The 23,944-nt window shown below is 73.8% G+C and carries 24 protein-coding genes and 2 pseudogenes; 15 read left to right on the top strand and 11 right to left on the bottom strand.

Annotated elements, in window-relative coordinates:
- Nucleotides 1-51 precede the first annotated feature (51 nt).
- Complete coding sequence (locus tag D9753_RS24995; RefSeq protein WP_205614250.1) at nucleotides 52-858, top strand: DUF5336 domain-containing protein; 807 nt, start codon at nucleotides 52-54, stop codon at nucleotides 856-858.
- A 105-nt stretch (nucleotides 859-963) separates the two neighbouring features.
- Here D9753_RS24995 and D9753_RS24990 read toward each other — a convergent pair whose 3' ends face one another.
- Complete coding sequence (locus tag D9753_RS24990; RefSeq protein WP_121789031.1) at nucleotides 964-1,539, bottom strand: hypothetical protein; 576 nt, start codon at nucleotides 1,537-1,539, stop codon at nucleotides 964-966.
- Nucleotides 1,540-1,665: 126 nt separating this feature from the next.
- On the opposite strand from D9753_RS24990, the gene D9753_RS24985 reads away from it, so the two are divergent.
- Nucleotides 1,666-1,959 (top strand): hypothetical protein, encoded by a 294-nt coding sequence (locus D9753_RS24985; RefSeq protein ID WP_121789030.1) that lies wholly within the window; start codon nucleotides 1,666-1,668, stop codon nucleotides 1,957-1,959.
- A gap of 58 nt (nucleotides 1,960-2,017) precedes the next feature.
- Here the strand turns inward: D9753_RS24985 and D9753_RS24980 are convergent, their stop codons facing one another.
- The 3 genes from D9753_RS24980 to D9753_RS24970 are packed head-to-tail and all read right to left on the bottom strand — an operon-like array spanning nucleotide 2,018 to nucleotide 5,261.
- A complete protein-coding gene (locus D9753_RS24980; RefSeq protein WP_121789029.1) occupies nucleotides 2,018-3,088 on the bottom strand; it encodes a prenyltransferase/squalene oxidase repeat-containing protein in 1,071 nt (356 codons plus the stop codon).
- The gene (locus tag D9753_RS24975) at nucleotides 3,085-3,849 is read right to left on the bottom strand and encodes a class I SAM-dependent methyltransferase (protein ID WP_121789028.1); all 765 of its coding nucleotides are present in this window, start codon (nucleotides 3,847-3,849) and stop codon (nucleotides 3,085-3,087) included. Before D9753_RS24975 ends, D9753_RS24980 begins: the two co-directional genes overlap by 4 nt.
- Complete coding sequence (locus tag D9753_RS24970) at nucleotides 3,843-5,261, bottom strand: glycosyltransferase family 4 protein (protein ID WP_121789027.1); 1,419 nt, start codon at nucleotides 5,259-5,261, stop codon at nucleotides 3,843-3,845. Before D9753_RS24970 ends, D9753_RS24975 begins: the two co-directional genes overlap by 7 nt.
- A gap of 217 nt (nucleotides 5,262-5,478) precedes the next feature.
- On the opposite strand from D9753_RS24970, the gene D9753_RS24965 reads away from it, so the two are divergent.
- A complete protein-coding gene (locus tag D9753_RS24965; RefSeq protein WP_121789026.1) occupies nucleotides 5,479-6,156 on the top strand; it encodes a TetR family transcriptional regulator in 678 nt (225 codons plus the stop codon).
- Nucleotides 6,157-6,443: 287 nt separating this feature from the next.
- On the opposite strand, the gene D9753_RS24960 is transcribed toward D9753_RS24965, so the two are convergent.
- The 4 genes from D9753_RS24960 to D9753_RS24945 all read right to left on the bottom strand — a co-directional run bounded on the left by D9753_RS24960 (nucleotide 6,444) and on the right by D9753_RS24945 (nucleotide 9,906).
- Complete coding sequence (locus tag D9753_RS24960) at nucleotides 6,444-7,307, bottom strand: tetratricopeptide repeat protein (RefSeq protein WP_121789025.1); 864 nt, start codon at nucleotides 7,305-7,307, stop codon at nucleotides 6,444-6,446.
- A gap of 169 nt (nucleotides 7,308-7,476) precedes the next feature.
- Complete coding sequence (locus D9753_RS24955) at nucleotides 7,477-8,682, bottom strand: MAB_1171c family putative transporter (protein WP_121789024.1); 1,206 nt, start codon at nucleotides 8,680-8,682, stop codon at nucleotides 7,477-7,479.
- Nucleotides 8,682-9,320: a hypothetical protein gene (locus D9753_RS24950; RefSeq protein ID WP_240468281.1), complete on the bottom strand. Its 639-nt coding sequence runs from the start codon at nucleotides 9,318-9,320 to the stop codon at nucleotides 8,682-8,684. Before D9753_RS24950 ends, D9753_RS24955 begins: the two co-directional genes overlap by 1 nt.
- Nucleotides 9,313-9,906, bottom strand: coding sequence for a helix-turn-helix domain-containing protein (locus D9753_RS24945; protein ID WP_121789023.1), 594 nt, complete (start codon nucleotides 9,904-9,906; stop codon nucleotides 9,313-9,315). The genes D9753_RS24950 and D9753_RS24945 overlap by 8 nt, the downstream gene beginning before the upstream one ends.
- 239 nt (nucleotides 9,907-10,145) lie before the next feature.
- Here D9753_RS24945 and D9753_RS24940 point away from each other — a divergent pair, with 239 nt between their 5' ends.
- The 8 genes and pseudogenes from D9753_RS24940 to D9753_RS24910 all read left to right on the top strand — a co-directional run bounded on the left by D9753_RS24940 (nucleotide 10,146) and on the right by D9753_RS24910 (nucleotide 18,083).
- Nucleotides 10,146-11,192, top strand: coding sequence for an ATP-grasp domain-containing protein (locus D9753_RS24940; RefSeq protein ID WP_121789022.1), 1,047 nt, complete (start codon nucleotides 10,146-10,148; stop codon nucleotides 11,190-11,192).
- 443 nt (nucleotides 11,193-11,635) lie between these two features.
- Entirely contained in the window at nucleotides 11,636-12,847 is a 1,212-nt protein-coding gene (locus D9753_RS24935) for a prenyltransferase/squalene oxidase repeat-containing protein (protein ID WP_121791269.1), read from the top strand.
- 17 nt (nucleotides 12,848-12,864) lie between these two features.
- Nucleotides 12,865-13,506, top strand: a complete 642-nt coding sequence (locus D9753_RS24930; RefSeq protein WP_121791270.1) for an SCO2322 family protein — start codon at nucleotides 12,865-12,867, stop codon at nucleotides 13,504-13,506.
- A 52-nt stretch (nucleotides 13,507-13,558) separates the two neighbouring features.
- Nucleotides 13,559-14,677 (top strand): CbiQ family ECF transporter T component, encoded by a 1,119-nt coding sequence (locus D9753_RS24925; protein ID WP_394346751.1) that lies wholly within the window; start codon nucleotides 13,559-13,561, stop codon nucleotides 14,675-14,677.
- Nucleotides 14,674-14,961, top strand: coding sequence for an ATP-binding cassette domain-containing protein (locus tag D9753_RS39415; protein ID WP_394346750.1), 288 nt, complete (start codon nucleotides 14,674-14,676; stop codon nucleotides 14,959-14,961). The genes D9753_RS24925 and D9753_RS39415 overlap by 4 nt, the downstream gene beginning before the upstream one ends.
- Nucleotides 14,958-16,493, top strand: a complete 1,536-nt coding sequence (locus D9753_RS24920) for an ATP-binding cassette domain-containing protein (RefSeq protein WP_394346749.1) — start codon at nucleotides 14,958-14,960, stop codon at nucleotides 16,491-16,493. The genes D9753_RS39415 and D9753_RS24920 overlap by 4 nt, the downstream gene beginning before the upstream one ends.
- Nucleotides 16,490-17,329, top strand: a complete 840-nt coding sequence (locus D9753_RS24915) for an ECF transporter S component (RefSeq protein ID WP_121789020.1) — start codon at nucleotides 16,490-16,492, stop codon at nucleotides 17,327-17,329. Before D9753_RS24920 ends, D9753_RS24915 begins: the two co-directional genes overlap by 4 nt.
- Nucleotides 17,330-17,665: 336 nt before the next feature.
- Nucleotides 17,666-18,083, top strand: a pseudogene (locus tag D9753_RS24910) (aggregation-promoting factor C-terminal-like domain-containing protein).
- A 7-nt stretch (nucleotides 18,084-18,090) separates the two neighbouring features.
- Here D9753_RS24910 and D9753_RS24905 read toward each other — a convergent pair.
- Nucleotides 18,091-19,341: an alpha/beta hydrolase gene (locus D9753_RS24905; protein WP_240468278.1), complete on the bottom strand. Its 1,251-nt coding sequence runs from the start codon at nucleotides 19,339-19,341 to the stop codon at nucleotides 18,091-18,093.
- Between the two features lie 162 nt (nucleotides 19,342-19,503).
- Here D9753_RS24905 and D9753_RS24900 point away from each other — a divergent pair.
- The 3 genes and pseudogenes from D9753_RS24900 to D9753_RS24890 all read left to right on the top strand — a co-directional run.
- Nucleotides 19,504-19,668: pseudogene (locus D9753_RS24900) on the top strand (DUF1275 family protein); the annotation flags it as partial.
- Nucleotides 19,669-19,920: 252 nt separating this feature from the next.
- Nucleotides 19,921-21,303, top strand: a complete 1,383-nt coding sequence (gene proP, locus D9753_RS24895; RefSeq protein ID WP_121789019.1) for a glycine betaine/L-proline transporter ProP — start codon at nucleotides 19,921-19,923, stop codon at nucleotides 21,301-21,303.
- A 239-nt stretch (nucleotides 21,304-21,542) separates the two neighbouring features.
- Nucleotides 21,543-22,214 carry an O-methyltransferase gene (locus D9753_RS24890; RefSeq protein WP_121789018.1) on the top strand — a complete coding sequence of 224 codons (672 nt, stop codon included), beginning with the start codon at nucleotides 21,543-21,545 and terminating at the stop codon, nucleotides 22,212-22,214.
- A gap of 27 nt (nucleotides 22,215-22,241) precedes the next feature.
- Here D9753_RS24890 and D9753_RS24885 read toward each other — a convergent pair whose 3' ends face one another.
- Nucleotides 22,242-22,634, bottom strand: coding sequence for a hypothetical protein (locus D9753_RS24885; protein WP_121789017.1), 393 nt, complete (start codon nucleotides 22,632-22,634; stop codon nucleotides 22,242-22,244).
- 99 nt (nucleotides 22,635-22,733) lie between these two features.
- Between D9753_RS24885 and D9753_RS24880 the strand changes: the two genes are divergently transcribed.
- The gene (locus D9753_RS24880) at nucleotides 22,734-23,168 is read left to right on the top strand and encodes a DnaJ family domain-containing protein (protein ID WP_121789016.1); all 435 of its coding nucleotides are present in this window, start codon (nucleotides 22,734-22,736) and stop codon (nucleotides 23,166-23,168) included.
- Here the strand turns inward: D9753_RS24880 and D9753_RS38195 are convergent.
- A complete protein-coding gene (locus tag D9753_RS38195; RefSeq protein ID WP_240468277.1) occupies nucleotides 23,157-23,939 on the bottom strand; it encodes a hypothetical protein in 783 nt (260 codons plus the stop codon). The two genes, D9753_RS24880 and D9753_RS38195, sit on opposite strands and share 12 nt — an antisense overlap.
- Nucleotides 23,940-23,944: the final 5 nt, after the last annotated feature.

Genomic DNA, 23,944 nt, shown 5'->3' with positions numbered 1-23,944 from the left:
TTGTGGGCGATAGTGTCTACCGACGACGAGACGACCTACGAAGGACCTGAAGTGAATATCCGCTCCCTCACTAGAGGCGACGGCGTGGTGATCGGAGCAGCGGTGGTGCTGTTCATCGCGTCGTTTCTCGACACGTTCGACACCGGCAGCGACAGCACCAACGCCTGGGACAACCTGGGCCTCGTGATGAGCATGTACGTCGGCGGCATCATCGGCGCGGTCCTGATCGTCGTCGCCCGCGCGCTGCCGAAGCCGCGCAAGGTCGTCGGCCTCGACCTCGGCCAGGTGGGCGTCGCCCTGGCGGTGTTCGCCGCCTGGACGGCGTTCTGGTCGATCCTCGACCCGTTGGGCGCCTTCGACGACTTCGACCGGTTCGACGTCGGCGCCGGCGCCGGCCTGGTCCTGGGGCTCATCGCCGCTCTGCTGCTGGCCGCGGGCGCCATCGCCACTCCTCTGGTGCCCGCCCTCCAGGCCGCCCTGGTCCCGGTTCCCAAGCCGGCCGCCCCGCAGCCCTACGGCGCCCAGCCGCCCGGCGGTTACGGCTACCCGGGTGCCCAGCCGCAGCAGCCGTACGGCGCCCAGCCGCAGCCGGGCCAGCCGTTCGGGCAGCAGCAGCCGCCGGCCCCGCAGGGCGCTGCGGCGCCGCAGCCGCCGGCCGGGGACTTCTCCCCGTTCTGGTTCGCCGTGCCGGTGGCCCGTCCGCTGTTCGCGGAGGACGGTTCGCCGAACCAGATCGCCGAACTGGCGCCGGGTACCTGGTATCTGGCCGTCGAGCAGCGCGGTGCCGCGCTGGTCGCGCAGACCCAGGACGGTCGTCGTGGTGTGCTCCAGGACAGTTCGGGCATCCAGCGCGGCTGAGCCGTGCACCCCGTACCGCACGGCCCCTCGCCCTTTGTGGCGGGGGGCCGTTGTCGTACGGCCGCTCCTCGTAGCAGATGTGCCGGAGCGTCAGATACGCCCGTGCTAGCCCTGGGAGAGCTGGGAGGCCGAGGGCACCTTGTTCTCCACCGGGGCGCCGGCGCTCTTGCCCGCGTCCTTGACCTTGTTGATGATGTCGTCGAAGGAGCCGGCCGCTCCCTCGTCGCCCTTGCGGAGCTTGGACGGCAGGTTCTTCAGGGATTCGATGCCGGTGGCCAGGGGTGCGAGGGCCTTGGACAGCAGCGGGTCCGCCTGGGCGTTCTTCTTGGCCGCCTTGAGCCGGTTGTAGGCGAAGAGGCCGGCGACACCGGCCTTCACCAGGGCCAGCTTGCGGCCGTGGGCGCCCTTCTTGAACTTGCCGGCCTTCCAGGGCTTCACGATCCACTGGTAGGTGGCGCCGGCGGCGAGGCCCGCGTCCACCACGAACCGCGTCTTGGCGAACTTGCGCTTCTCCGCGGACGTGCTGGGGCTGGGGGTGGGACTGTCCGCGGCGGGAACGGCCTGGGTCGCCGCGCTGTTCTTCGTCGTGCTCTTCCCGTCGCTTCCACAGGCGGTGGAACCGGCGAGCAGGGCGCAGCACAGGGTGAGCGCCACGGCGAGGCGCCGCATCGGTACGGGCACGAGATCCTCCGGACGTGTCTCCCCGAGCGGTTGGCTTCCTCCGGCAGCCTCCCCCGGGAAGCCCGGCCGCGCCACCCGGGGACGCCGTCCGGGTTTCACCGCCCGCCGCCCGGCAATCCGCAAGGCATGTCCCCTAGATATCGCAACGGTGCGAATCAGGCCGGGACGGTCATCGCGATCGTCGCCGACGTCATGGCCTTCATCCTCGGCCTGTGGATCCTGATGTACCTGTTGGACGCGAACCGGGCCAACAGCCTGGTGCAGTTCGTCCATGACGCGGCCTCCTGGCTGGCAGGCTGGTCGCACGACCTGTTCACCTTCGACGAGGCGTGGGCCCGGGTGGTCGCCGGGTACGGTCTGGCCGCGGTCGTCTACCTCTTCGTGGGCCACGCCATCGCCAACCGCATGAGCCGGCACTGACCCCGTCCCCACGGCCCACGCACCTCCCCCGGCGGGGGCGGTGCGTGGGCGACGGGCGTCAGTCGCAGCAGTCCGGCGTCAGGCCGGCCGGCAGGTACTGTCCGCCGAAGACCGCGCAGGTGGCCTCGTGGCCGCCCAGCGCGGCGACGGCCAGCAGCAGGGAGCCCGCCGTCCAGGTGGTCAGCTCGCGCGGCCAGACGGCGTCGTCGTCGAAGACGTAACCCGTCCAGTACAGGCCGCTGTCCGGGTCCCGCAGGTGCTGGATCGACTGCAGGATCTCCAGGGCGCGGTCCGACTCCCCCACCGCCCACAGGGCCAGGGCGAGTTCGCTGGACTCGCCGCCGGTCACCCAGGGGTTGGGGAGCACACAGCGCACGCCGAGGCCGGGGACGACGAACCGGTCCCAGGATTCCTCGATGCGCGCCTTGGCCGCCTCGTCCGTCAGCGCGCCGCCCAGGACCGGGTAGTACCAGTCCATCGAGTAGCGGTTCTTGTCCAGGAAGCGCTCGGGGTGCCGGGATATCGCGTGCCGCAGCGCGCCGACGGCCAACTCCCAGTCGGGCTGCGGCTCTTCGCGCTCCTCGGCGATGGCGAGCGCGCACCGCAGGGCGTGGTGGACGGAGGAGCTGCCGGTGAGCAGGGCGTCCGTCGCGGGCGTGCCGTCGTCGTCGCGGCGCCAGCCGATCTCACCGCCGGGCTGCTGCAGCCGCAGCACCCATTCCATGGCCGCGTAGACGGTCGGCCACATCCGGTCCAGGAACATGTCGTCGCCCGTGGACAGGTAGTGGTGCCAGACGCCGACGGCTATGTAGGCGACGAAGTTGGACTCGCGGGCCCGGTCGGTGACGTCGTCGTGGGCGCCGTCGGCGTAGGCGGCGTACCAGGAGCCGTCCTCGTTCTGGTGCCGGGCGAGCCAGTCGTAGGCCCGCTCGGCGGCCTCGTGCTCGCCGGCCGCGTCCAGGGCCATGGCGGCCTCGGTGTGGTCCCACGGGTCCAGGTGGTGCCCGCGGAACCACGGGAGCGCACCGTCCTCCCGCTGCACGGCGAGGATGCCGCGGACGGTCGCGGCGGCCTGCTCGGCGGTGAGGACCCCGGGCAGGACGAGGTGTTCTGTCCGGGGGGTGGTCACTTGGCGGCCACCTCGGAGGTCCCGGTCCCGGCGTCGGCCGGCCGCGGCAGGTGCGGCTTGGTGGCGTAGACGACGAAGCTCTTGCCGATGAGCGGGTTCAGGGCCCGCTCGGCGAGGCGGGTGGCGAGCGGCTTCTTCATGATGTCCCAGACCAGCAGCTTGTGGTACGCCCGCACCGGCAGCGCCTTGTCGTTGTCCACGCCGAACGCGCACTTCAGCCACCAGTACGGCGAGTGCAGCGCGTGCGCGTGATGGCTGCCGTACGGCTTCAGGCCGGCCTCGCGGACCTTGGTGACCAGTTCGTCGGCCCGGTAGATGCGGATGTGGCCGCCCTCGACCTCGTGGTAGGCGTCGGACAGTGCCCAGCAGACCTTCTCGGGGCCGTAGCGGGGCACGGTGACCGCGATCCGGCCGCCGGGCCTGAGCACGCGGACCATCTCGGCGAGCACGCCCTTGTCGTCGGGGATGTGCTCCATCACCTCGGAGATGATGACGACGTCGAAGGAGTCGTCGGGGAAGGGCAGGGCGAGGGCGTCGCCCTCCATGGCGGTGGCGGTGGCACCCTCGGGGGCCTCCCTGGCCTCCCGCATCGCCGCGAACCACTTGGCGACCTCGCGGATCTCCTCGGCGTTCTGGTCCAGCGCCACGACCTGGGCGCCGCGCCGGTAGCACTCGAAGGCGTGCCGGCCGGCCCCGCAGCCGAGGTCCAGGACACGGTCGCCGGGGGCGATCGGGAACCGGGAGAAGTCGACGGTCAGCACGTGGCCCTGCTTTCGGTGTAGACGCCGGGGGTGGCCGCGGGGCGGCCGGGGTCCTGCGGCCCGGGGCGCGGGCCGCCGGAACGGGCGATGGCCTCGCGGTAGCGGGCCACGGTGCCCTCGGCGGCCCGGGCCCAGGTGAAGCGTTCGAGCACCCGCTCGCGGCCGGCCGCGCCGAGCCGGGCCCGCAACGCCGGGTCGCCGAGCAGCCGGCCGAGACCGGCGGCGAGGGCGCCCGCGTCACCGGGCGGTACGGCCAGGCAGGTCTCGCCGTCCCGGCCGGCGACCTCGGGGATCGCGCCGCCGGTGGTGGCGACCAGCGGGGTGCCGGTGGCCATGGCCTCGGCGGCGGGCAGCGAGAACCCCTCGTACAGGGAGGGCACGCAGGCGACCTGGGCGGAGCGGATCAGGTCGACCAGTTCGGTGTCGGAGATGCCCTTGACGAACTCGACGGCGCCCTGGAGGCCGTACCGCTCGACGGCCTGGGCGACCGGGCCCTCCTGCGGGCGCTTGCCGACGACGACGAGATGGGCGTCCGGGTGCTCGGTGCGCAGCTTGGCGAGCGCCTCCACGAGGAACACCAGGCCCTTGAGGGGTACGTCGGCGCTGGAGGTGGTGACGATGCGTCCGGGGATCTCGGGCACGGCGGGGTCGGGCGCGAACAGGTCGGTGTCGGCGCCGATGTGGACCACGTGCACGCGGTCGTCGCGGACGCCGAGGTGGTCCACGATCTCCTGCCGGGAGCTGCCGGAGACGGTGAGGACCGAGGACAGGCGGCGGGCGACCCGCTTCTGCATGCGGGTGAACGCGTACCAGCGGCGCACCGAGTAGCGGCGCTGCCAGGTGCCGGCCGCGTCCAGCTCAAGCTGCCGGTCGACGGTTATGGGGTGGTGGATCGTGGTCACCAGGGGTGCGCCGATGTCGCCCAGCAGGCCGTAGCCCAGCGTCTGGTTGTCGTGCACGATGTCGAACTCGCCGCGCCGGGCGCGCAGATGCCGGCGGGCGCGCAGCGAGAAGGTCAGCGGCTCGGGGAAGCCGCCGGTCCACATGGTCGCCACTTCGAGGGCGTCGATCCAGTTCCGGTACTCGTCCCGTCCGGGGGTGCGGAAGGGATCGGGCTGGCGGTAGAGGTCGAGGCTGGGCAGCTCGGTGAGGGTGAGGTTCGGGTAGCCCTCGTCCAGGACGGGGTAGGGCTGCGATCCGATGACCTCGACCCGGTGGCCGAGGCGGGCCAGCTCGCGCGAGAGGTGCCGCACGTAGACGCCCTGCCCGCCGCAGAACGGGTTCCCCTTGTAGGTGAGGAGCGCGATGTCGAGCGGTCGCTCTCCCCCGCTCCCGGCCGTGCTCGAGCGGGAGGGACCCCCACCGGCAGCGGGTTGTGGACCGGCACCCGCTCCCCGGGCCTCAGCGGTCACTCCGTGCCCCCTTCTGCCTGCACTGCCCGCGACACTACGACGGGGGCTAATCTAGAACAAGTTTCAGACTTGATCGTTCAGGAGGCTCTGAATCTACCGGCAGGTAGAAGCGCTGTGAGCAGTGGATCAGGTGATTCGCGCCACGGCGAACGGCGCTGTCATGCTGTCCGATCACGAGCCCCACTGACGACCTCACCGACTGTCACGGACGGTACCCATGCCCGCGGAAGCCCGTACCTCGCGTCCGTCCCCCGAGCTGTCGGCCCCACTCGGGCGGGGGGCCTCCCCGCAGCCGCCCCTGACCGAACGGCAGGAGGCCCGGCGCCGCAGGATTCTGCTCGCCAGCGCCGAGCTGGCCGGCCGGGGCGGGTTCGACGGCGTGCAGATGCGCGAGGTCGCCGAGTCCTCGCAGGTGGCCCTCGGCACGCTGTACCGCTACTTCCCGTCCAAGGTGCACCTGCTCGTGGCCACCATGCACGACCAGCTCGAACACCTGCACCGCACCCTGCGCAAGAGGCCCCCCACGGGTGACACGGCCGCCGAGCGGGTCACCGAGACCCTGATGCGGGCCTTCCGCGCCCTTCAGCGGGAACCGCACCTGGCCGACGCGATGGTCCGCGCCCTCATCTTCGCCGACCGCAGCGTCTCGCCCGAGGTCGAGCGGGTCTCCCGCCGGACGACCGCGATCATCCTGGACGCGACGGGGCTGGCGGAGCCCACGCCCGGGCAACTGTCCGCGATCCGGGTCATCGAGCACACGTGGCACTCGGCGCTCACCACCTGGCTGTCGGGCCGCGCGTCCGTCGCGCAGGTCGAGGGCGACCTCGGGACGGTGTGCCGGCTGATCGACCTGCCGGAGCCGGGGGCGCCGGGCCCCACGGCACCGCGCGACTGACCGGGTCTGCGTACGGCACACGAAAGGACCTACGAGACGGGTTCCCTTCGCCGGCATGGTCCGGATCAGGTGCTGGGGGTCGCCGGCCGGCCTGACTGCTGCCGTGCGGCCTCTCAGCCCCACCGTCGCTGTCGGCCCCGGCGGATGCGTGCGCGTCGCGCCGTAGTCGGCTACTCCGGTTGGACTCCCTCACTCGCCTCGTAGGCTGTTCTCAGGATAGACCCGGCGACCGGTGTCAGAACCGGCCATTTCGCACCATTTGCCGACATCGGAGTGCCGGGTGCCTCTCAGCCGACCGGTTCCAGCCCCTTCCAGCTCCGGGCGGGCGCCTGTCGGCCGGCCCACTCCGCCAGCAGACGGCGGGCCTCCTGCGGCGGGGCGGCCAGGGAGACCCGCTGGGTGCCGGCGTGGGTGTCGCGCCTCTGCTCCAGCGTGCCCGCACTGCAGCAGGAGCACAGCGTCTCGAAGCTGCTCGCGGGCTCGGCGCCGTAGTCCTGCCGGCCGAACAGGTCGACCAGCGCCTCGATGTCGGCGGCCTCGGCCGCGTGCACCGTCACCGTGAGCGTGGGCAGGCCGGAGGGCTCGAAGAGGAGCAGTTCGTCGAAGACCGGGTACTCGCGGCCGTCCACGACCCGGCGGCCCGTAGGCTCGCCGTCGTGCACGACGACCTCGCCGTACCGGCGGCCGGCGGTCACCGGTACGTTCATCACCCGGCCCCGGGTCGGGCAGAGCCGGTCGATCCACACGACCTCCCGCTCGCCGCCGGTGTCCAGGCGTACGCAGGCCGGCCCGAGCCGGGCCTCGATCGCGCCGTCGCCCGCCGGGAGCGTGATGCCGAACCCCTCCCACGCCTGGCGTGCGGTGACCCAGTCACGCTGGATGGTGGCCGCGATGCCCAGGTTCCAGTACGCCGGATCGCCCTCACCGCGCGGGGCGCGCGCGGCGGCCTCCCGGCCCAGCTCGTACGCCTTCGCCCAGTTGCGCATGACCTTGTGGCCGAGGGCGGCGTCGTACCACCACCCCCCGCTCGGCTCCTCGTCGGGGAAGTGCGCGAGCACCCGTTCCAGCAGACCGGCGGCGGTCAGCCACTCCTCGGCGTCCCACGCCTGGTACGCCCGCTCGATCAGCTTCTCGGCCTCGGACTTGCGCACGCTGTCTTCCCCACCCCGGTCGGTACCCGTCAAAACCGCAGGAGCCTACCCCGCCCCCGCGTCACCGCGGCCCCGGGGTGGGAACACGGAACCCGCCCCCGAGCGCCCGGCACCGCCCGGATCGAGAAGGCCCGCGTCTCCCTGCCCGACGGGCCGCGGTTGTCGTGGGTCAGGCGGGGGTGGTGAGTCCTTCCGCGGTGGTCGCCCGGTGGCGGAACGTGTCGACGGCGGCGGCGTGGAAGCGCAGCGCGTGGGCGACGGACTCCAGTTCGCCGGGACCGCGGGCGGTCGCGGTGGGTCCGGCCGGCGCCGGGCGGCCCCGGCCCCGTGGCGCGTGCAGCATCTCGGCGGCGACGAGGATGTCCACCGCCGCCGCGATGCCGCGCGCGACGCACTCCGGATGACCCGCCGCGATCGCCGCCCGCAGGGTCCTCTCGCGCCGGGCTCCGCTGAGGTGCGGGGCCAGCTTGAGGAGGCCGTCGTTGATGGCGGCCCGGCGCAGTTCGAGGCGGAGGGCGGCGCCGCTGACCCGGCCGGTCGCCGGGGCCGCCGGGGCGCTGACGGTCAGCATGATCTGCCACAGCGGTTCCAGGCGCCGGTAGGTGCGCACGAGCCGGCGGCGCTCCGCCAGCAGCGGCCCGGCCTGCCCGGCGATGAAGGCGACGGCCACCAGGCCGGCCTCGGCGATGGCGAAGGGCGGGGCGACGTACGTGGACAGCCAGTCCCAGTCCCGGCCGCTCCACCGCGCGCCGATCGCGGTGAGTTTGGCCAGGTCGAAGAGGAGTCCGAGGGCGTAGGCCTCCTGGAGGAAGATCACCGCCCGGCGCAGCCAGGTCTCCTCGACCTCCTGGAACCAGGCCCACAGCATGCCGGCCGCGACCAGCGCCGACACCAGGTGGGCGACGAGGTAGAGCAGGACGAACTCGCGCATCCAGGGCGTGTCGGCGTAGTAGGTGTCGAGGTCCCGTACCCGTTCCACGTGGTGGTCGCCGAGCAGGAACGCCGTCCACAGACCGACGATGATCACGGAGTACGTCAGCCAGACCAGCCGGGTGCGCCGGCGGCGGACGGCGGACGGCGGCTCGCGCCAGGTGATGATGAGCCACAGGCAGGCGCCGCAGTAGACGGTCAGCAGGGAGTAGACCCACAGACCGGCGAAGTTGGGGATGCCGGTGAGCCGGTTGATGCCGTGCAGACCGGCCGGCGGCAGCGAGGCGAAGACGACCGCGCCGATGCCCAGCAGCAGGGCGGTGGCCCGCAGGATCGGGTCCTGCCAGGCGCGCCGCAGCAGCGGCAGTTTGATCACGAAGGCCACGGCGAGCAGGACGGCCGGGACGGCGTAGGCGGCGAAACAGCCGGCGAGGTCCCAGCGCATCAGGGCCCGCCGATGTTGCCCAGTGAGGAGGACAGCCGGTCGGTGAGGGTGTCCTGGCTCGTCCGGCCGGCCGCGCCCGGCCCGACGACCTTGGAGAACTTGGCCGCGAGGCGCAGTCCGCACTCCTCGGCCTCCCACTCGGCCTCGGCCGCCGGCGCGGCGGGCGAGCGGGTGGCCGTGGCGACCACCTGGTCCCAGGGGATGTCGTCCTCGGCGCGGGACAGCAGCCGGCGTGCGGCGGCGGGCAGTCCGGCCGGGTAGTGCACGTCCAGCGTGCCGTAGTGGACGTGGCCGATCTCATGGCCGGCGATGACGAACTGGTGCAGTTCGGGGGCGCGTTCCTCGACCACGACGAGGTACTCCTCGTCCCGGGCGAGGGTGACCCCGGAGACCTCCAGGGCGGCCGGGAAGGCGACGAACTTCAGCCGCACCGGGCGGTCGAGGCGCGGGCTGAGCGTGGCGCACAGCGCGTGCAGGAAGGCCCTCGGTTCCGTGGGCGGGGTGAGGGTGCGGACGGTGTCGCGCACGAGCTGGTCCAGGAAGCGCTTGGGGGACTTCGCGTGCTTCGGGGAGCCGCCCGGCCGCGGGCGGGAGGCGGGCGCCGGGTACTTCCGGGAGCGGGCGGGGCGCTCAGGCACGCCCGGTGTCCTTCACCCGCTCCGAGGAGATGATCATCTCGGCCAGGTCGGCCAGGGTGGCGAGCTGCCGGGCGTTCATCTGCGGGGCGCGGGCGGCCAGCCGTACCAGTCCGCTCTCGCGCAGCCGCAGCAGCGGGTCGGCCTCGGCCTCCAGGCTCTGGAGCACCGGTTGCAGCGCCTCGTGCAGCGCCTCCGGCTCGTCCGCGGTGAAGAAGCCCGCGGGCAGGCCGAAGAACCGGCGCAGCCGGTCGGCGTGTTCGAGGCTCGGCATGCCGCTCTTGCGCCACTCGCTCAGCCACTGCCGGCTGGTCCCGGCGATCCGGGCCAGCTCGTCCAGCGAGTACCGCTTGCCGTCGGGCCGGCGCCGGGTCTCCCGGATGAAGTCCAGCCGTTGGCGCACCCGTTGAGCCAGACAGGGCTCCGACACTCGGCCGCCGCGCAGGAGTTCGACGACGGTGCCCGCGGCGACGCCGGTGCGGTACGAGAGGCCGGACACGTCGAGGACCTCCGGCAGGCGGCCGGGCCGGCCGGTCAACTCCCCCAGGCGGGCCAGGACTTCGGTCAGCGAGGCGTAGGAGTCACTCACCGAGGTCCCCTCCGTTCGGCGGCTGAGCTGACGCGAGGCTACCCGGTCGCCCGTGCGTCGACCAGACGTGACAACACTCCCTGCGGAAGTACGCAGCTATCGTTGACAGTTGGGGGCGCGGTGGGTGAGGATCACTGCACAGAGAGCAAGATCTGACCCGCCCCGGGTGCCGCCGATGGGGGAGCGGCACCCGGGGTGTTTCTCGTCCGCCTTCGCCGTCGAGGAAGGACCAGGCACCCATGGCGCAGCCCGTCCTCCTCCTCGGAGCCGGACACGGGGACACGTGCGGCGAATTCTCGCTCGCGCGGATCGCCGCGGCCCACCCGGTGATCCTCGTCGACCCGGACCCGCCCGCCTGGGCGCGCCCGTACCTGGCCGGCCATCTCGCGGCCGACCCGGCCCGCGAGGCGCAGACGGCCGACGCGGTGCTGCGGTACGCGGCCCGGCGCCCGGTCGGCGGCCTGCTCACCTGGTCCGCGGAACACCTGGTGACCGCCGCGCGCGTCGCCGCCCGGCTGGAACTGCCCGGCCTGCCGTACGAGACGGCCGCGGCCTGCGCCGACCCCGCCGCACTGCGGGCGCTGCTGCTGCGGCACCGGGTGGCGCCGGCCGGTCCCGAGGACACCGAGGGGCCGCTCGTGTCCGCCGAGACCGTCGTCCTCGACGACGAGATCCGCATCGTCGCTCTCACCCGTACGACGACGGGTCCGCCGCCCGCCCGCCACGCGCTGCGCCACTGCGTCCATGCCCATGACGGGCTCCTGCACAACCGGTTCCTGCGCCAGTGCGTCGAACGGGCCGTCCGCGCGCTCGGGCTCACCCACACGGTCGCGCACGTCACCCTGCGGCTGACCGATCGCGGCCCCCGCGTCACCGGCGTCGCCCCGCACCTGCCCGGCGACCTCCTCCCGCTCCTGGTGGAGCAGGCCACCGGTGTCGACCTCGCCCGGGCCGCCGCCACCCTGGCCACCGGCCGGCTCCCGGAACTGACCCCGACCCGGCAGCGGGCCGCCGCCGTCCAGTTCGCCTACCCGGCCACCACCGGCCGTCTGACCCACCTGCGCCTGGACCCCGGCGCCGCGCACGAGCCGTCCGCCGAACGCATGGTCCTCACCCGGCGGGCCGGTGACCCGGTGACGGCCGCCGCGCACGCGGACGTCACCGACCGGCTCGCGCACTGGGTGGCCACGGGCGAGGACCCCGCACAGTGCGAGGAGGCACTGCGCCGCATGGCCCGCCACCTGAGCGCGACGGTGACCCCGACGACGACCACGTACGCGGCGTAGAGGGCCGGGCGCCGGTCGTCGTGGCCGTACGCCAAGGCCCGGACCGCGCAGTGCCCGTGCACCGCCCGGCCCCGGCGGCGGCCCGCGCGTCCGTCGCCGGCGCGGCCGTGACCCCGGTCACCGCCGCCGTGTGCCCACGGCCACCCCTCGGCCCGCGCGGGGCGGCCGGTACAGTGGCGGGGTCGTCATCACACCCGTACGGGGGGAAGCCGGTGCAATTCCGGCGTCGGCCCTTCCCACGCCCTCGACTTCGCTCGAGCAGGGGACACCCCTGTCCGTGAACCGTCGTCCGACGGTGCGCCGGACCGCCCCGGGCGGGACGTTGACCGGCTCCCGTGCGCCGGCGGCCCGCCGCGCACGGCACCGTCGAGTTCTACGGAGCCGAGCCGCCCGGGGGTCTCCCGCGCGCTGCCGGCTCCCCGCAGGAGAGGCAGTCGCCGACCATGAACGTCCGCCGCAGTGCCGCGGCCCTCGCCGCCGTAGGCGTGCTGGCCGCCGCCGCGCCCGCCACGGCCGCCGCCCCGTCCGCGCCGTCCCCCAAGGTGACGGTCCCGTCCGGGCTGTACGGCAAGGGGGACCCGACATGGGACGGCGTGTGGCGGCAGTCCCTCACGCTGATCGCCCAGCGCACCCTCGGCTACCGTCCCGCCGCCACGGCCGTGGACTGGCTCACCGGACAGCAGTGCGCGAACGGCGCGTTCGCCGCGTTCCGCGCCACCCCCGGCACCGCCTGCGACAGCAAGGTCAAGACCGACACCAACAGCACGGCCGCCGCCGTCCAGGCCCTCGCGGCGGTCGGCGGGCGCGGCGGCGCGGCCGGCAAGGCCGTGGACTGGCTGAAGTCCGTGCAGAACAAGGACGGCGGCTGGGGCTACTACCCGGGCGACCCCAGCGACACCAACTCCACCTCCGTCGTCATCGGCGCGCTCGCCGCGGCCGGCACGGACCCGGCGGACGTCCGCAGGTCCGGCCGGTCCCCCTACGACCCGCTGCCCGCCTGGTCCGTCCCCTGCGACCGGGACGGCGGCGGCGCCCTCGCCTTCCAGCCGGACAAGAAGGGCAAGCTGCTCGCCAACGCGGACGCGACCGCGGCCGGCGTGCTGGGCGCCCTCGGCAAGGGGTTCGTGACCCGGGCCGGCCACGCCCCGGCGAAGGACGGCTGCACCGGGGGCGGCCACCTCACCCGGACACAGGTGGCCGACAACGCGGGCGCGTACCTCGCGGCGGCCGTCGCGAAGAGCGGCCATCTGCGGTCCACGCTGCCCGGCGCCAAGGACCAGCCCGACTTCGGCAACACGGCGGACGCCGTCGTCGCGCTCTCCGCGGACGGCCGGACCGAGGCGGCCCGCACGGCGTACGCCTGGCTGGAGAAGAACGCCGGCCGATGGGCGGCGCAGAGCGGCCCGGCCGCGTACGCACAGCTCATCCTCGCCGCGCACGCGGTCGGGGAGCAGCCGGGCGACTTCGACGGCACCAGCCTGGTCCGTTCCCTCAACGCGCTCGGCCCGGCCCCGCACATGGACTCCGCCGCGGACCCGTCGGCGTCCGGCGAGAAGGACTCCGGGACCGGCGTGTGGTGGATCGTCGGCGTCGGTCTCGTCGCGGGCATCGGCATCGGTTTCCTGCTGAGCGGCCGGAAGAAGCGGCAGCCGTGACCGCGGTCCGCCGTGCCGTGACCGTCCGCCGTGCCGTGCCGGTGCTCGTCGCCGGGGCGCTGCTGTTCGGCTCCGCCGGGCAGGCCGGTGCCACCGGTTACCGCTACTGGTCGTTCTGGGAGCGCACCGGCGGGCACTGGGCCTACGCCACGCAGGGCCCGGCGTCCGTCCGCCCCGACGACGGCAGCGTGCAGGGCTTCCGGTTCGCGGTGAGCGCGGACTCCGCGGACGCGAGCCGGCCGCGCGGTACGGCGGACTTCAGCACGGTGTGTGCGGGGACGCCCGCGAAGTCCGGTACGAAGCGGGTGGGTCTGGTGCTGGACTTCGGTACGGCGTCGGACGCGCCGTCCGGCGAGGCCCCGCCCACGTCGCGTACGGCGTGCGCGCGGGTGTCGCCGGACGCGACGACGGCGGACGCGCTGGCCGCTGTGGCGAAGCCGCTGCGCTACGACACCGACGCCCTGTTGTGCGCGATCGCCGGATACCCGCGGAAGGGGTGCGGGGAGCAGGCCTCCGCCGGGGGTGGTTCCGCGTCCGAGGGCGGGAACGCGTCCGACGGTGGGCCCTCGCTGGGGCTGCCGATCGGCGTGGGCGTGGTCGCCGCGCTGGCGGGGGCGGCGGTCTGGCGGGCCAAACGGCGGCGCGATGACTCCGGGTGAGACCGGAGGGGGGTGCGGGTGCGCTGGGCCGGCTTGCGGGTGCGGGTGCGTCGTGGCTGGTCGCGCGGTTCCCCGCGCCCGTGGGGAGTTGCGGTCGGCGTCGGCCTTCAGTGGGAGTGTTGTGCATCCTGGGGCCTGGTGGGGGTGGGCCCTCGGGGTGGGGGTCGCGGCCGGCCGTACCACCAATCCGCTTCTCCTCGGCCTCCTCATAGCCGCCTCCGGCTACGTGGTGGCGACGCACCGCTCGTCCGCGCCCTGGTCCCGCTCGTACGCCGCCTTCGCACGGCTCGGGCTCGCCGTCGTCCTCGTCCGTCTCCTCTTCGCGGTGGCACTCGGCTCCCCGATCCCCGGCACGCACACGCTTCTCACGCTGCCCGAAGTCCCGCTGCCGCACTGGGCGCAGGGCATCCGTCTGGGCGGCCGGGTCACCGCGGAGGCGGTCGTGTTCGCCGCGTACGACGGACTCAAGCTCGCCACCCTCCTCGTCTGCGTCGGCGCGGCGAACGCGCTGGCCGCCCCGGCCCGCCTCCTGAAGTCCCTGCCCGGCGTCCTGTACGAGACGGGCGTGGCGGTGGTCGTCGCGCTCACCTTCGCGCCGCATCTCGTGGCCGACGTCCAGCGGCTGCGGGCCGCCCGCCGCCTGCGCGGTCGTCCCGACCGGGGTGTGCGGGGCCTGTTCCAGGTCGGACTGCCGGTTCTGGAGGGCGCGTTGGAGCGTTCGGTGGCGCTGGCCGCCGCCATGGAGGCGCGCGGTTACGGCCGTACCGCCGAGGTTCCCGCCCGGGTCCGCCGTACCACGGCCGCACTCACCCTCGGCGGTCTGCTGGGCGTGTGCGGGGGAACGTACGGGTTGTTGGCGGCCGAAGGGGGCACGTACGGCGTCCCCCTGCTGTGCGCCGGGGTCGCCGCCGCGCTCGCGGGCCTGCGGCTGGGCGGCCGGCGCTCCCTGCGGACCCGGTACCGCCCGGACCCGTGGGGTGCGCGCGCCTGGCTGGTCGCGGGCTCCGGTGCCGCGGTGGCCGCGCTGCTCACGCTCGCCTCCGTACGTGATCCGGGAGCGTTGCACCCGGGGGTCGTCCCCCTGGTCGCCCCCGGGCTTCCGGTCTGGCCCGCCGCGGCCGTCCTGTTCGCCCTGCTGCCCGCCTTCGCCGTCCCCAGGGAGCCGTCGTGATCCGTTTCGAGGATGTCAGCGTGACGTACGACGGTGCGGCCGGACCCATCGTCACCGGCGTCGACTTCGAGGTGCCCGAGGGCGAACTGGTGCTGCTGGCCGGTCCGTCCGGAGTCGGCAAGTCGACGGTGCTGGGCGCGGTGAGCGGGCTGGTGCCGCACTTCACCGGCGGTACCCTGCGCGGGCGCGTCACGGTGGCCGGCCGGGACCACCCGTACGCACCGGCCGCGTCATCTCGCCGACGTGGTCGGCACGGTGGGCCAGGCCGCTCGCGCACTTCGTGACGGACACCGTGGAGGACGAACTCGCCTACGGCATGGAGTCGTTGGGGCTCGCCCCGGAGGTGATGCGGCGCCGGGTGGAGGAGACCCTGGATCTGCTGGGCCTGGCCGGGCTGCGGGACCGGCCCATCGCCACGCTGTCCGGCGGGCAGCGCCAGCGCGTGGCGATCGGCTCGGTCCTCACCCCGCATCCGCGGGTGCTGGTCCTGGACGAGCCGACGTCGGCGCTGGACCCGGCCGCCGCGGAGGAGGTGCTGGCCGTGGTGCAGCGGCTGGTGCACGATCTGGGGACGACGGTGCTGATGGCCGAGCACCGGCTGGAGCGGGTGATCCAGTACGCCGACCGGGTCGTCCTGCTGCCGGCACCGGGTGCGGCTCCGGTCGTCGGTCCCCCGGCCGAGGTGATGGCCGTCTCGCCGGTGTTCCCGCCGGTGGTGGACCTGGGCCGGCTGGCCGGCTGGTCCCCGCTCCCCCTCACCGTCCGCGACGCCCGCCGCCGCGCGTCCGACCTGCGCACCCGTCTGAGCACCGCGAGCGGGAGCGCGAAGGCGAGCCCGGCCGAGAACGCGAGCGCGTACGCCAACACCAACACCAACACCAACACCAACGCGACCACGCCCACAACTGCCACCACCACCGCCACCGCCGCCCCCTTGGACACCCCCACCGCCACCGCCGCGGACATCCCCGCCCAGCCGCGGCCCCCCGCGCCCGCCCCCGCCGGGCCCGTCCGCCGGCCCTTCTTCCGCCGCCGGCCCTCCCCCGACCCGGTGCCGCCGGCCGCGCGCGTCGCCGAGGTACGCGGTCTCTCCGTGCGCCGGGACGGTGTCCACGCGCTGCGGCGGGTGGACCTGACCGTGACCCCGGGTGAGACGGTCGCCGTCATGGGCCGCAACGGCGCCGGGAAGTCGACCCTGCTCGGTTCCCTCGTCGGGCTCGTGGCACCCGGAGCCGGCACGGTCACCGTCGGCGGCGCCGTCCCTCACCGCGCCTCGCCCCGGGATCTCGTCCGCAAGGTCGGTCTCGTCCCGCAGGACCCGCGCGACCTGCTGTACGCGGACACGGTGGCCGTCGAGTGCGCGGCCGCCGACCGGGACGCGGGTGCGGCGCCCGGCACCTGCCGGGCGCTGGTGTCGGAACTGCTGCCGGGCATCGCGGACGACACGCACCCCCGCGACCTGTCCGAGGGCCAGTGTCTGGCGCTCGCCCTGGCCGTCGTGCTGACCGCCCGCCCTCCCCTGCTCCTGCTGGACGAGCCGACGCGCGGCCTGGACTATGCGGCGAAGGGCCGTCTGGTGGCCGTCCTGCGCGGGCTGGCGGCCGAGGGGCACGCGATCGTACTGGCCACGCACGACGTGGAGCTGGCCGCCGAACTGGCCCACCGGGTGGTGCTGCTCGCCGAGGGCGAGGTGATCGCCGACGGCCCCACGGCCGAGATCGTGGTGTCGTCGCCGTCGTTCGCCCCGCAGGTCACGAAGATCCTGGCACCGCAGCGGTGGCTGACGGTGTCCGAGGTGCGGGAGGCCCTGGCATGAGCGGTGCCCCACGGGTCCGGGCCCCACGCGTCCGTGCCGTCCGTCTCGGTCCCCGCTCCGTCGCCGCGCTCGCGCTGACCGGCGCGGTGGGTGTGGCGGCCTTCGGCTGGCCGTTCCTCGCCCCGCCCGGCTCCGGGCTGAGCGCGCACGCCCAGGACGCGCCGTGGCTGTTCGCGGGCCTGCTGCTGCTCCTGGTGGCGGTCGTGGGGGCGACGATCTCCGAGTCGGACCTCGGGCCGAAGGCCGTGGCCATGCTGGGGGTGCTGGCCGCGACGGGGGCGGCGTTGCGCCCGATCGGCGCGGGCACGGCGGGGCTGGAGCCGATGTTCTTCCTGATGGTGCTGAGCGGGCGGGTGCTCGGTCCGGGGTTCGGGTTCGCGCTGGGGTCGGTGACGATGTTCGCCTCCGCGCTGCTCACGGGCGGGGTGGGGCCGTGGCTGCCGTTCCAGATGCTGGCGATGGGCTGGTTCACGATGGGGGCCGGCCTGCTCCCGGGTCCGGTCCGCCTGCGCGGTCGCGGGGAACTGCTGGTGCTGGCCGTCTACGGCTTCCTGGCGGCCTTCGCGTACGGCACGGTCATGAACCTGGCCGGCTGGCCCTTCATGGGTGCGGCGGCCTCGGGGATCTCCTTCGACGCGGACGCGCCGGTCGCCGCCAACCTGGCCCGCTTCGTCGCGTACTGCGTGGCCACCTCGCTCGGCTGGGACCTGGGCCGGGCGGTGTGCACGGTGGTGCTGACGCTCGCCCTCGGTCCGGCGGTACTGCGCGCCCTGCGCCGGGCCACGCGGCGGGCCGCGTTCGAGACCGCGGTCACATTCGACGGCCCCGGTACGTGAGACGCCGCCTCCGCACGGTGAGTGCGACGGTGAAGCACCCCACATGACGCACGTCACCTACGACCCTCGACAGTAGTCCTATTTGTCCGATACATCCTTCCGTGCACCCCTTCTGACCTGCGCTTTGAGACCCACGCCACAGAGCCGGTCACACGGGCAGATCCGGCCACAACTAGTAAAAGGGGTCATTGCGGACTCGTTTCGCGCCTGTTTCTCTGGAGGACGTCGCCAGGTGCCACGAGCCTTCACGGGCCGCGGCACCGCCGCATGCGGCCACAGTGCGTGGTCCTTCCCATGCGGGTGACCCACCGTCCCCCACACAGAAAAGGTTTCTCCGTGTCCGTCTCCTTCATCCGCCGCATCGCTTCTCCGAAGAAGGCCCTCACCACCGTGGCCCTGGCCGCCGCCACCGCCGGCATGGCGCTGACCGCGGCGCCCGCCCAGGCCGCCCCCGCCTCCGGCTCCTCCGCCCAGGCGATCGCGCACAAGATGATCCCGGACGCCGCACAGTTCAACGCCTTCAGCAGGATCGTCGAGCACGAGAGCGGCTGGAACCCCAGCGCCACGAACAGCTCCTCCGGCGCCTACGGCCTGGTCCAGGCCCTGCCGGCCTCCAAGATGTCCTCCGCCGGCGCGGACTGGAAGACCAACCCCGCCACCCAGATCAAGTGGGGTCTGGACTACATGAACTCCCGCTACGGCAGCCCCGCCCAGGCCTGCCTGGAACTTCTGGCAGGCCAACGGCTGGTACTGAGCCACCCCTACGCGGTCGCACCGCTGAACCAGCGTGCGATCCCGGCCAGCGCCGCCCGGTCCGACCCGAAGTGGCCGACGGGCCCCACCTCCAGCACCCGCACCCTCGCCCCCCGGCCGGCGAGGGTGCGCGCGCATGTCCGGGCGTTGCCGATGGGCACGTCCGTGTCGCGGTTGCCCGCGTACAGCCGCACCGGCACGTCGGGCTTCCAGTCGCAGGCGTGCCCGTTGGCGCGCAGCGCCTCCAGCAGGCCGCCGGCCGGCTTGCGCAGCTCCCGGTAGAAACGGTCGGTCAGCAGCTTCCGGACGGTGGGCGCGAGCTGGCGGACGATGTCCTCGTCCTTGTGCCGCCCGTCGAAGAGCCCCTCGACCCGCCCGGCGTAGGGCTGCCGGAACACCTCGGCGGGGTCCTTGTAGATGGGGTGCAGCCGGTTCTGGGCGACGAGGAAGTAGGAGAGGTAGAACACTCCGCTGACGTTGTTGACCCGCCCGTCGGTGAGCGCGGGCTCCTCGGTGCCCTGGAGGTCGTACGGCCCCGCGACCGGCGCCACCGCCTTCAGCCGGAACCCGGCCGCGTCACCGCCCTGCACGGCCCGGGCCAGCGCCATCGCCACCTGACCGCCCTGGGAGAACCCGGTGACGTACAGGTCCCGGTCCAGTGAGCGCCCCAGCAGACGGCTCGCCGTCCGGGCCGCGCGCAGCATGTCCACGGAGGCGGTCACCGCGGACCGGGTGTCCATGTAGGGGTGGCGTCCGGGTCCTTCGCCCAGCCCCAGGTAGTCGGGCGCGGCGACCGCCCGCCCGGTGGCGGCGAACAGGTACGACCGGGTCCGCGCGTCCTCCGCGACGGAGGGGGCGTAGGCGCGGTTCGCCATGGTGCCGTGGGTGTCGGAGACCAGGCCGAGACGGCGCCCGCCGCCCGACGGCACGGACAGCAGACCGGTCGCGGTGGTCGGCCGCCCCTGCGGGTCCACCGTGCGGTACGTCACCCGGTACGCGAGGACGCCGTAGCGCAGCGGTACGGCCCCGACGTGCTGCCGGCCCAGTACCCGGGCGATCTCGGCGCGGCTGTGCGCGGCCACCGGTACGACGGACACGACCTCCCCCCGGTCACCGCTTCCCTGCCCCTCGGCCGCGGGCAGCCCCGGCACCACCCCGGCGACTCCGACGAGCGCCAGGGCACCCAGCGTGACCGCCGGGCCCTTCCGCATGGGCCGACCGGGCTGCGTTCCCACCACTTCGCGCGTGTCCTGTGTCATGCCCGGAACGCTACGGACGCAGGCTGCGCCGGGACATCCGAGAGCCCCCCGTCCTCGGGGTGGACTTCTTTCGCGCACCGGGTGGAGTTCTTTCCACCCGCCGGCCGCCACCGTCGCCCCGGAGGCACGACGCCACCGGTACCGGACCCGGAGGCGCGCGGGCTGCGGCTGGTGGCCGTACTGCTGGTGCCGGCCGTGGTGAGCGGGCTGGTCGACGCCGTCAGCTATCTCGGCCTGGGCCGGGTCCTCACGGCCGACATGACCGGCAACGTGGTCGTCCTGGGCTTCGCCGCGGCCGGCGCCCCCGTCTTCTCCGTCCTCCACACTGGAAGCCGACAGTCCAGGTGACCCGTGGTTGCGTGCCGGGGACGCGAGAAGGATCACATTGATCTTGTGGAATGGCAGTGGGTGAGGGGGCAGGAGTACCTGCGTATCCGCCCTTTAACTGCATCCTGCACCGATCCGCACACGGTACGTAGGGGGCAGACGTGCCCCTATGGTCGTTTTTCGGCCCGTCGTACGTCAGCGACGCCGTCCGGGTCCGTCCCCTGTCCCCGTCGAAAGTAGGCGAGCTCCGTCTTGGCGACCGTCACAGCCGTCACTCCGCCCCCGAAGGCACGACGGGCCACCACGGCCCGCGACACCGGCGACGTCACCGTCACCGACCCCGCGCTCGTCAAGCGCGCCGTGAAGGCGGCGGCGCTCGGCAACGCGATGGAATGGTTCGACTTCGGTGTCTACAGCTACATCGCGGTCACCCTGGGCAAGGTCTTCTTCCCGTCCGGCAACCCGACCGCACAACTGTTGTCGACCTTCGGCGCCTTCGCGGCGGCCTTCCTGGTCCGCCCGCTCGGCGGCATGGTCTTCGGTCCGCTGGGCGACCGCGTCGGCCGGCAGAAGGTCCTCGCCGTCACCATGATCATGATGGCGGCGGGCACGTTCGCGATCGGCCTGATCCCGTCGTACGCGACGATCGGCGTCGGCGCGCCGCTCCTGCTGCTGGCCGCGCGGCTCGTGCAGGGCTTCTCCACCGGCGGTGAGTACGCGGGCGCGACCACGTTCATCGCCGAGTACGCCCCGGACAAGAAGCGCGGCTTCCTCGGGAGCTGGCTGGAGTTCGGCACGCTCGCCGGCTACATCGGTGGCGCCGGCCTGGTCACCCTGATGACGGCCCTGCTCTCCTCCGACGACCTCACCTCCTGGGGCTGGCGGATCCCGTTCCTGATCGCGGGCCCCATGGGCGTCATCGGCCTGTACCTGCGGATGCGTCTGGAAGAGACCCCGGCGTTCGCCGCCGAGGTCGAGAAGGCGGAGGCCGCCCGGCCGAAGGTGCCGCTGCGCGAGATGGTCACGGGCCAGTGGAAGGCGCTGCTGCTGTGCATGGGCCTGGTCCTGGTCTTCAACGTCACCGACTACATGCTGCTGTCGTACATGCCGAGCTACCTCACCAGTGAGCTGAAGTACGACGAGACACACGGGCTGCTGGTCGTGCTCGGCGTGATGGCCCTGATGATGATCGTCCAGCCGTTCGCCGGCGCCCTGACCGACCGTGTCGGCCGCCGGCCGGTCATCGCGGCGGGCTGTGCGGGCTTCCTGCTGCTGTCCGTGCCCGCGCTGCTGCTGATCCGCCAGGGCAGCCTGGTCGCCGTCGCGCTGGGCATGGGCGCGCTGGGTCTGCTGCTGGTCTGCTTCACGGCCGCCATGCCCGCCGCGCTGCCCGCGCTCTTCCCGACACGGGTGCGCTACGGCTCCCTGTCGATCGGGTTCAACGTGTCCGTGTCCCTGTTCGGCGGGACGACTCCGCTCGTCGTGACCGCGCTGATCGGGATGACCGGGAACATGATGATGCCCGCGTACTACATGATGGCCGCGGCCGTCGTGGGCGGGTTCGCGGTGTGGCGGATGTCCGAGTCCGCGGGCCGGCCGCTGCCCGGGTCCGCGCCGGCGGTGGAGGAGCGGTAACCGTCGGCACGTCTCCGGGGAGCGCCGCGAGGGTTGAGGTTGCTCGCCGGGTGCGGACCGGTCGTGGCTGATCGCGTCGTTCCCCGCGCCCCTTCGGGGGCGCGGTGGCGTTTTCGGGGGCGCGGTTCCCCGTGCTCCTTCGGGGGTGCGGGGATCTCTGCTGGGATCATCTGGGGTGGGCAGGGGCAGGCAGTCCGGGGAAGACTCGGGAATGACACTCGGGAAAGGCAGCAGGCGCTATGAGCGGGTCGCAGCTCTGGGACGACGTCGACGACTACTTCATCAACCGCCTCTCACCGGACGACGAGGCACTGCGTGCGGCGCTGCGGGAGAGTGCGGCCGCGGGGCTGCCGCAGATCGGTGTGACGGCCGCGCAGGGCAAGCTGCTGCATCTGCTCGCCCGGCTCCAGGGCGCCCGGAACATCCTGGAGATCGGCACGCTCGGCGGCTACAGCACGATCTGGCTGGCCCGCGCCCTGCCCGAGGACGGCAGGCTGGTGTCGCTGGAGTACGACGCCAAGCACGCCGAGGTGGCCAACCGGAACATCGCCCGCGCGGGCCTGGAGCGGATCGCGCAGGTGCGGGTGGGGCCGGCGCTGGAGTCGCTGCCCAAGCTCGCCGATGAGAACCCGGCCCCCTTCGACCTGGTCTTCATCGACGCCGACAAGGTCAACAACGGTCGCTACGTGGAGTGGGCGCTGCGGCTCACCCGGGCCGGCAGCCTGATCGTCGTGGACAACGTGGTGCGCGGCGGCCGGGTGGCCGACGCGGACAGCACCGAGCCGGACGTGGTGGGCACCCGCGCGGCGATCGAGCTGATCGCCACGCACCCGAGACTGAGCGGTACGGCGATCCAGACCGTCGGCAGCAAGGGCTACGACGGCTTCGCGCTGGCCCACGTGCTGGGCTGACCGCCGGCACGCACGCCGGCCGGCACCTCACGCCTCGTGGTAGAAGCCCACGTTCACGCTGCGCGGTGCGGTGCGGTCCTGGACGACGACCTCGCCGGACCCGCCGAACGGCAGCGGGACGGTCGCGCCGTAGCCGACGGGCTGGACGTGCTCCCCCACCGCGACCCGGACGTCGGACGCCGGGTCGGGCTGTGAACCGCGCAGCCAGGTCACCTGCCAGGCACCCTCGGGGCCGCACAGGAACTCCAGGTGGACCCGGGAGACGAACAGCCAGTCCTCGGGGGTGGCCAGCCGGCACACGCTCGCGTCGCGGCCGACCCGCAGCACGGCACCGGGCTCGCTGGGCGCTTCGGCCATCGTCATGCCGGCCGTGGCGCCCGCGTCCTCCCCGGAGACGGCGGCCATGGTGAGTTCGAGCACGAGCGTTCCCCCTGCGACGTCCTGGCGCGGTGGGCGGATCGCCGTACCGCCGCCGCATGATAAAACGCCCGGCGGGGTCCCGTCCGGCACAATGGGTTCATGACCGAGCGAAAGCCACCGGGTGTCCCGTTCGAGTCCTGGGCCGACAAGCAGATCCGCGACGCGCAGCGGCGCGGGGAGTTCGACCGGCTGCCGGGGGCGGGGGCGCCGTTGCCCGCCGAGGTCGACTCCACGTACGACGAACTCTGGTGGGTCAAGCGGAAGTTGGCGCGTGAGGGGCTGGCCGTGCTGCCGCCCGCGCTGGCGCTGCGCAAGGAGGCGGAGGACGCGCTGGAGGCGGCGTACGCGGCGCCGTCGGAGCGGATCGCGCGGCGCATCGTCGAGGACGTCAACGTCCGGATCCGGCACATGATGTTCAGGCCGCCGCCCGGTCCGCCGCTGGGCAGGAAGCCGTACGACGTCGAGCAGGTGGCACGCGAATGGCGGCAGCGCAGGGCTGCCGCCAGGGCGGAGGGACCGGGGTCAGCCGTGTAGCAGGCGTCCGGCCAGTTCCCGGTAGTCGCGCAGGGCGAGCCGCAGCCGCTCGGTGTCGGTACCGGCGCCGGGGTCCTCGCCGCCCTCCCAGGAGGTGCGCAGGGCGCGGCGGCGCTCCGTCACCGCCTCGGTGAACCGTGCGGCGATCTCCTCCAGCGCCCGGTCGGCCTCCTCGACGGCAGCCTTCGGCTCGTCCACGAACCCGGCGACCACCTCCCGCATCCGCCGCTCCCACCCGTCCGCCTCGTCGTGCGGGAGCAGGGGCGTGTCCACGCCGGCGCCGTTGCGGGCCTCGTGAGCACCGCCGGACGCACCCGGCGCACCGGGCGTCCCGCCCGTGCGCGTGCCGGATGTTTCCGAGCCCAGGTCCTCCGTGCCGGGGCGCAGGCCCTCGGTGCCGTGTCCCTGTCCCGGGTCGAAGGGTCCGGCAGCGGGTGCCGCCGCGTCCTGCGACGGGGACGGGGCGAATCCTCCCGTGTCCGGTCCCGGCGCCGGCTGTGCCGAGTCGTGCGGGGCGCGGTCGTCGGCCGCCGGCCCTTCCCGGCCGGGGCCCGCCGAGCCCGGGAGCCGGCCGCCCGCGTGCTCGGCCGGGGCCGGTTCGCCCGGGAGCCGCTCCTGCGGGAGGGCCTCCCTCGGCGTGCGGTGGCCGGGTGCCGCGTCCCCGGCGGCCCACTCGTCGCTCTGTCCGGGCTCGCCCGCCGGCACCCCCGCGTCCGCCGGGGTGCGCGTGAAGCGCCGGTCGTCGCCCGTACCGCTCGTCCTGTCCGCCATGATGC

Source organism: Streptomyces dangxiongensis (assembly GCF_003675325.1).
In the GTDB taxonomy this organism is placed as follows: domain Bacteria; phylum Actinomycetota; class Actinomycetes; order Streptomycetales; family Streptomycetaceae; genus Streptomyces; species Streptomyces dangxiongensis.
Note: the sequence above shows the minus strand (reverse complement) of the source record. Positions and strands in the feature narration are given on the sequence as shown.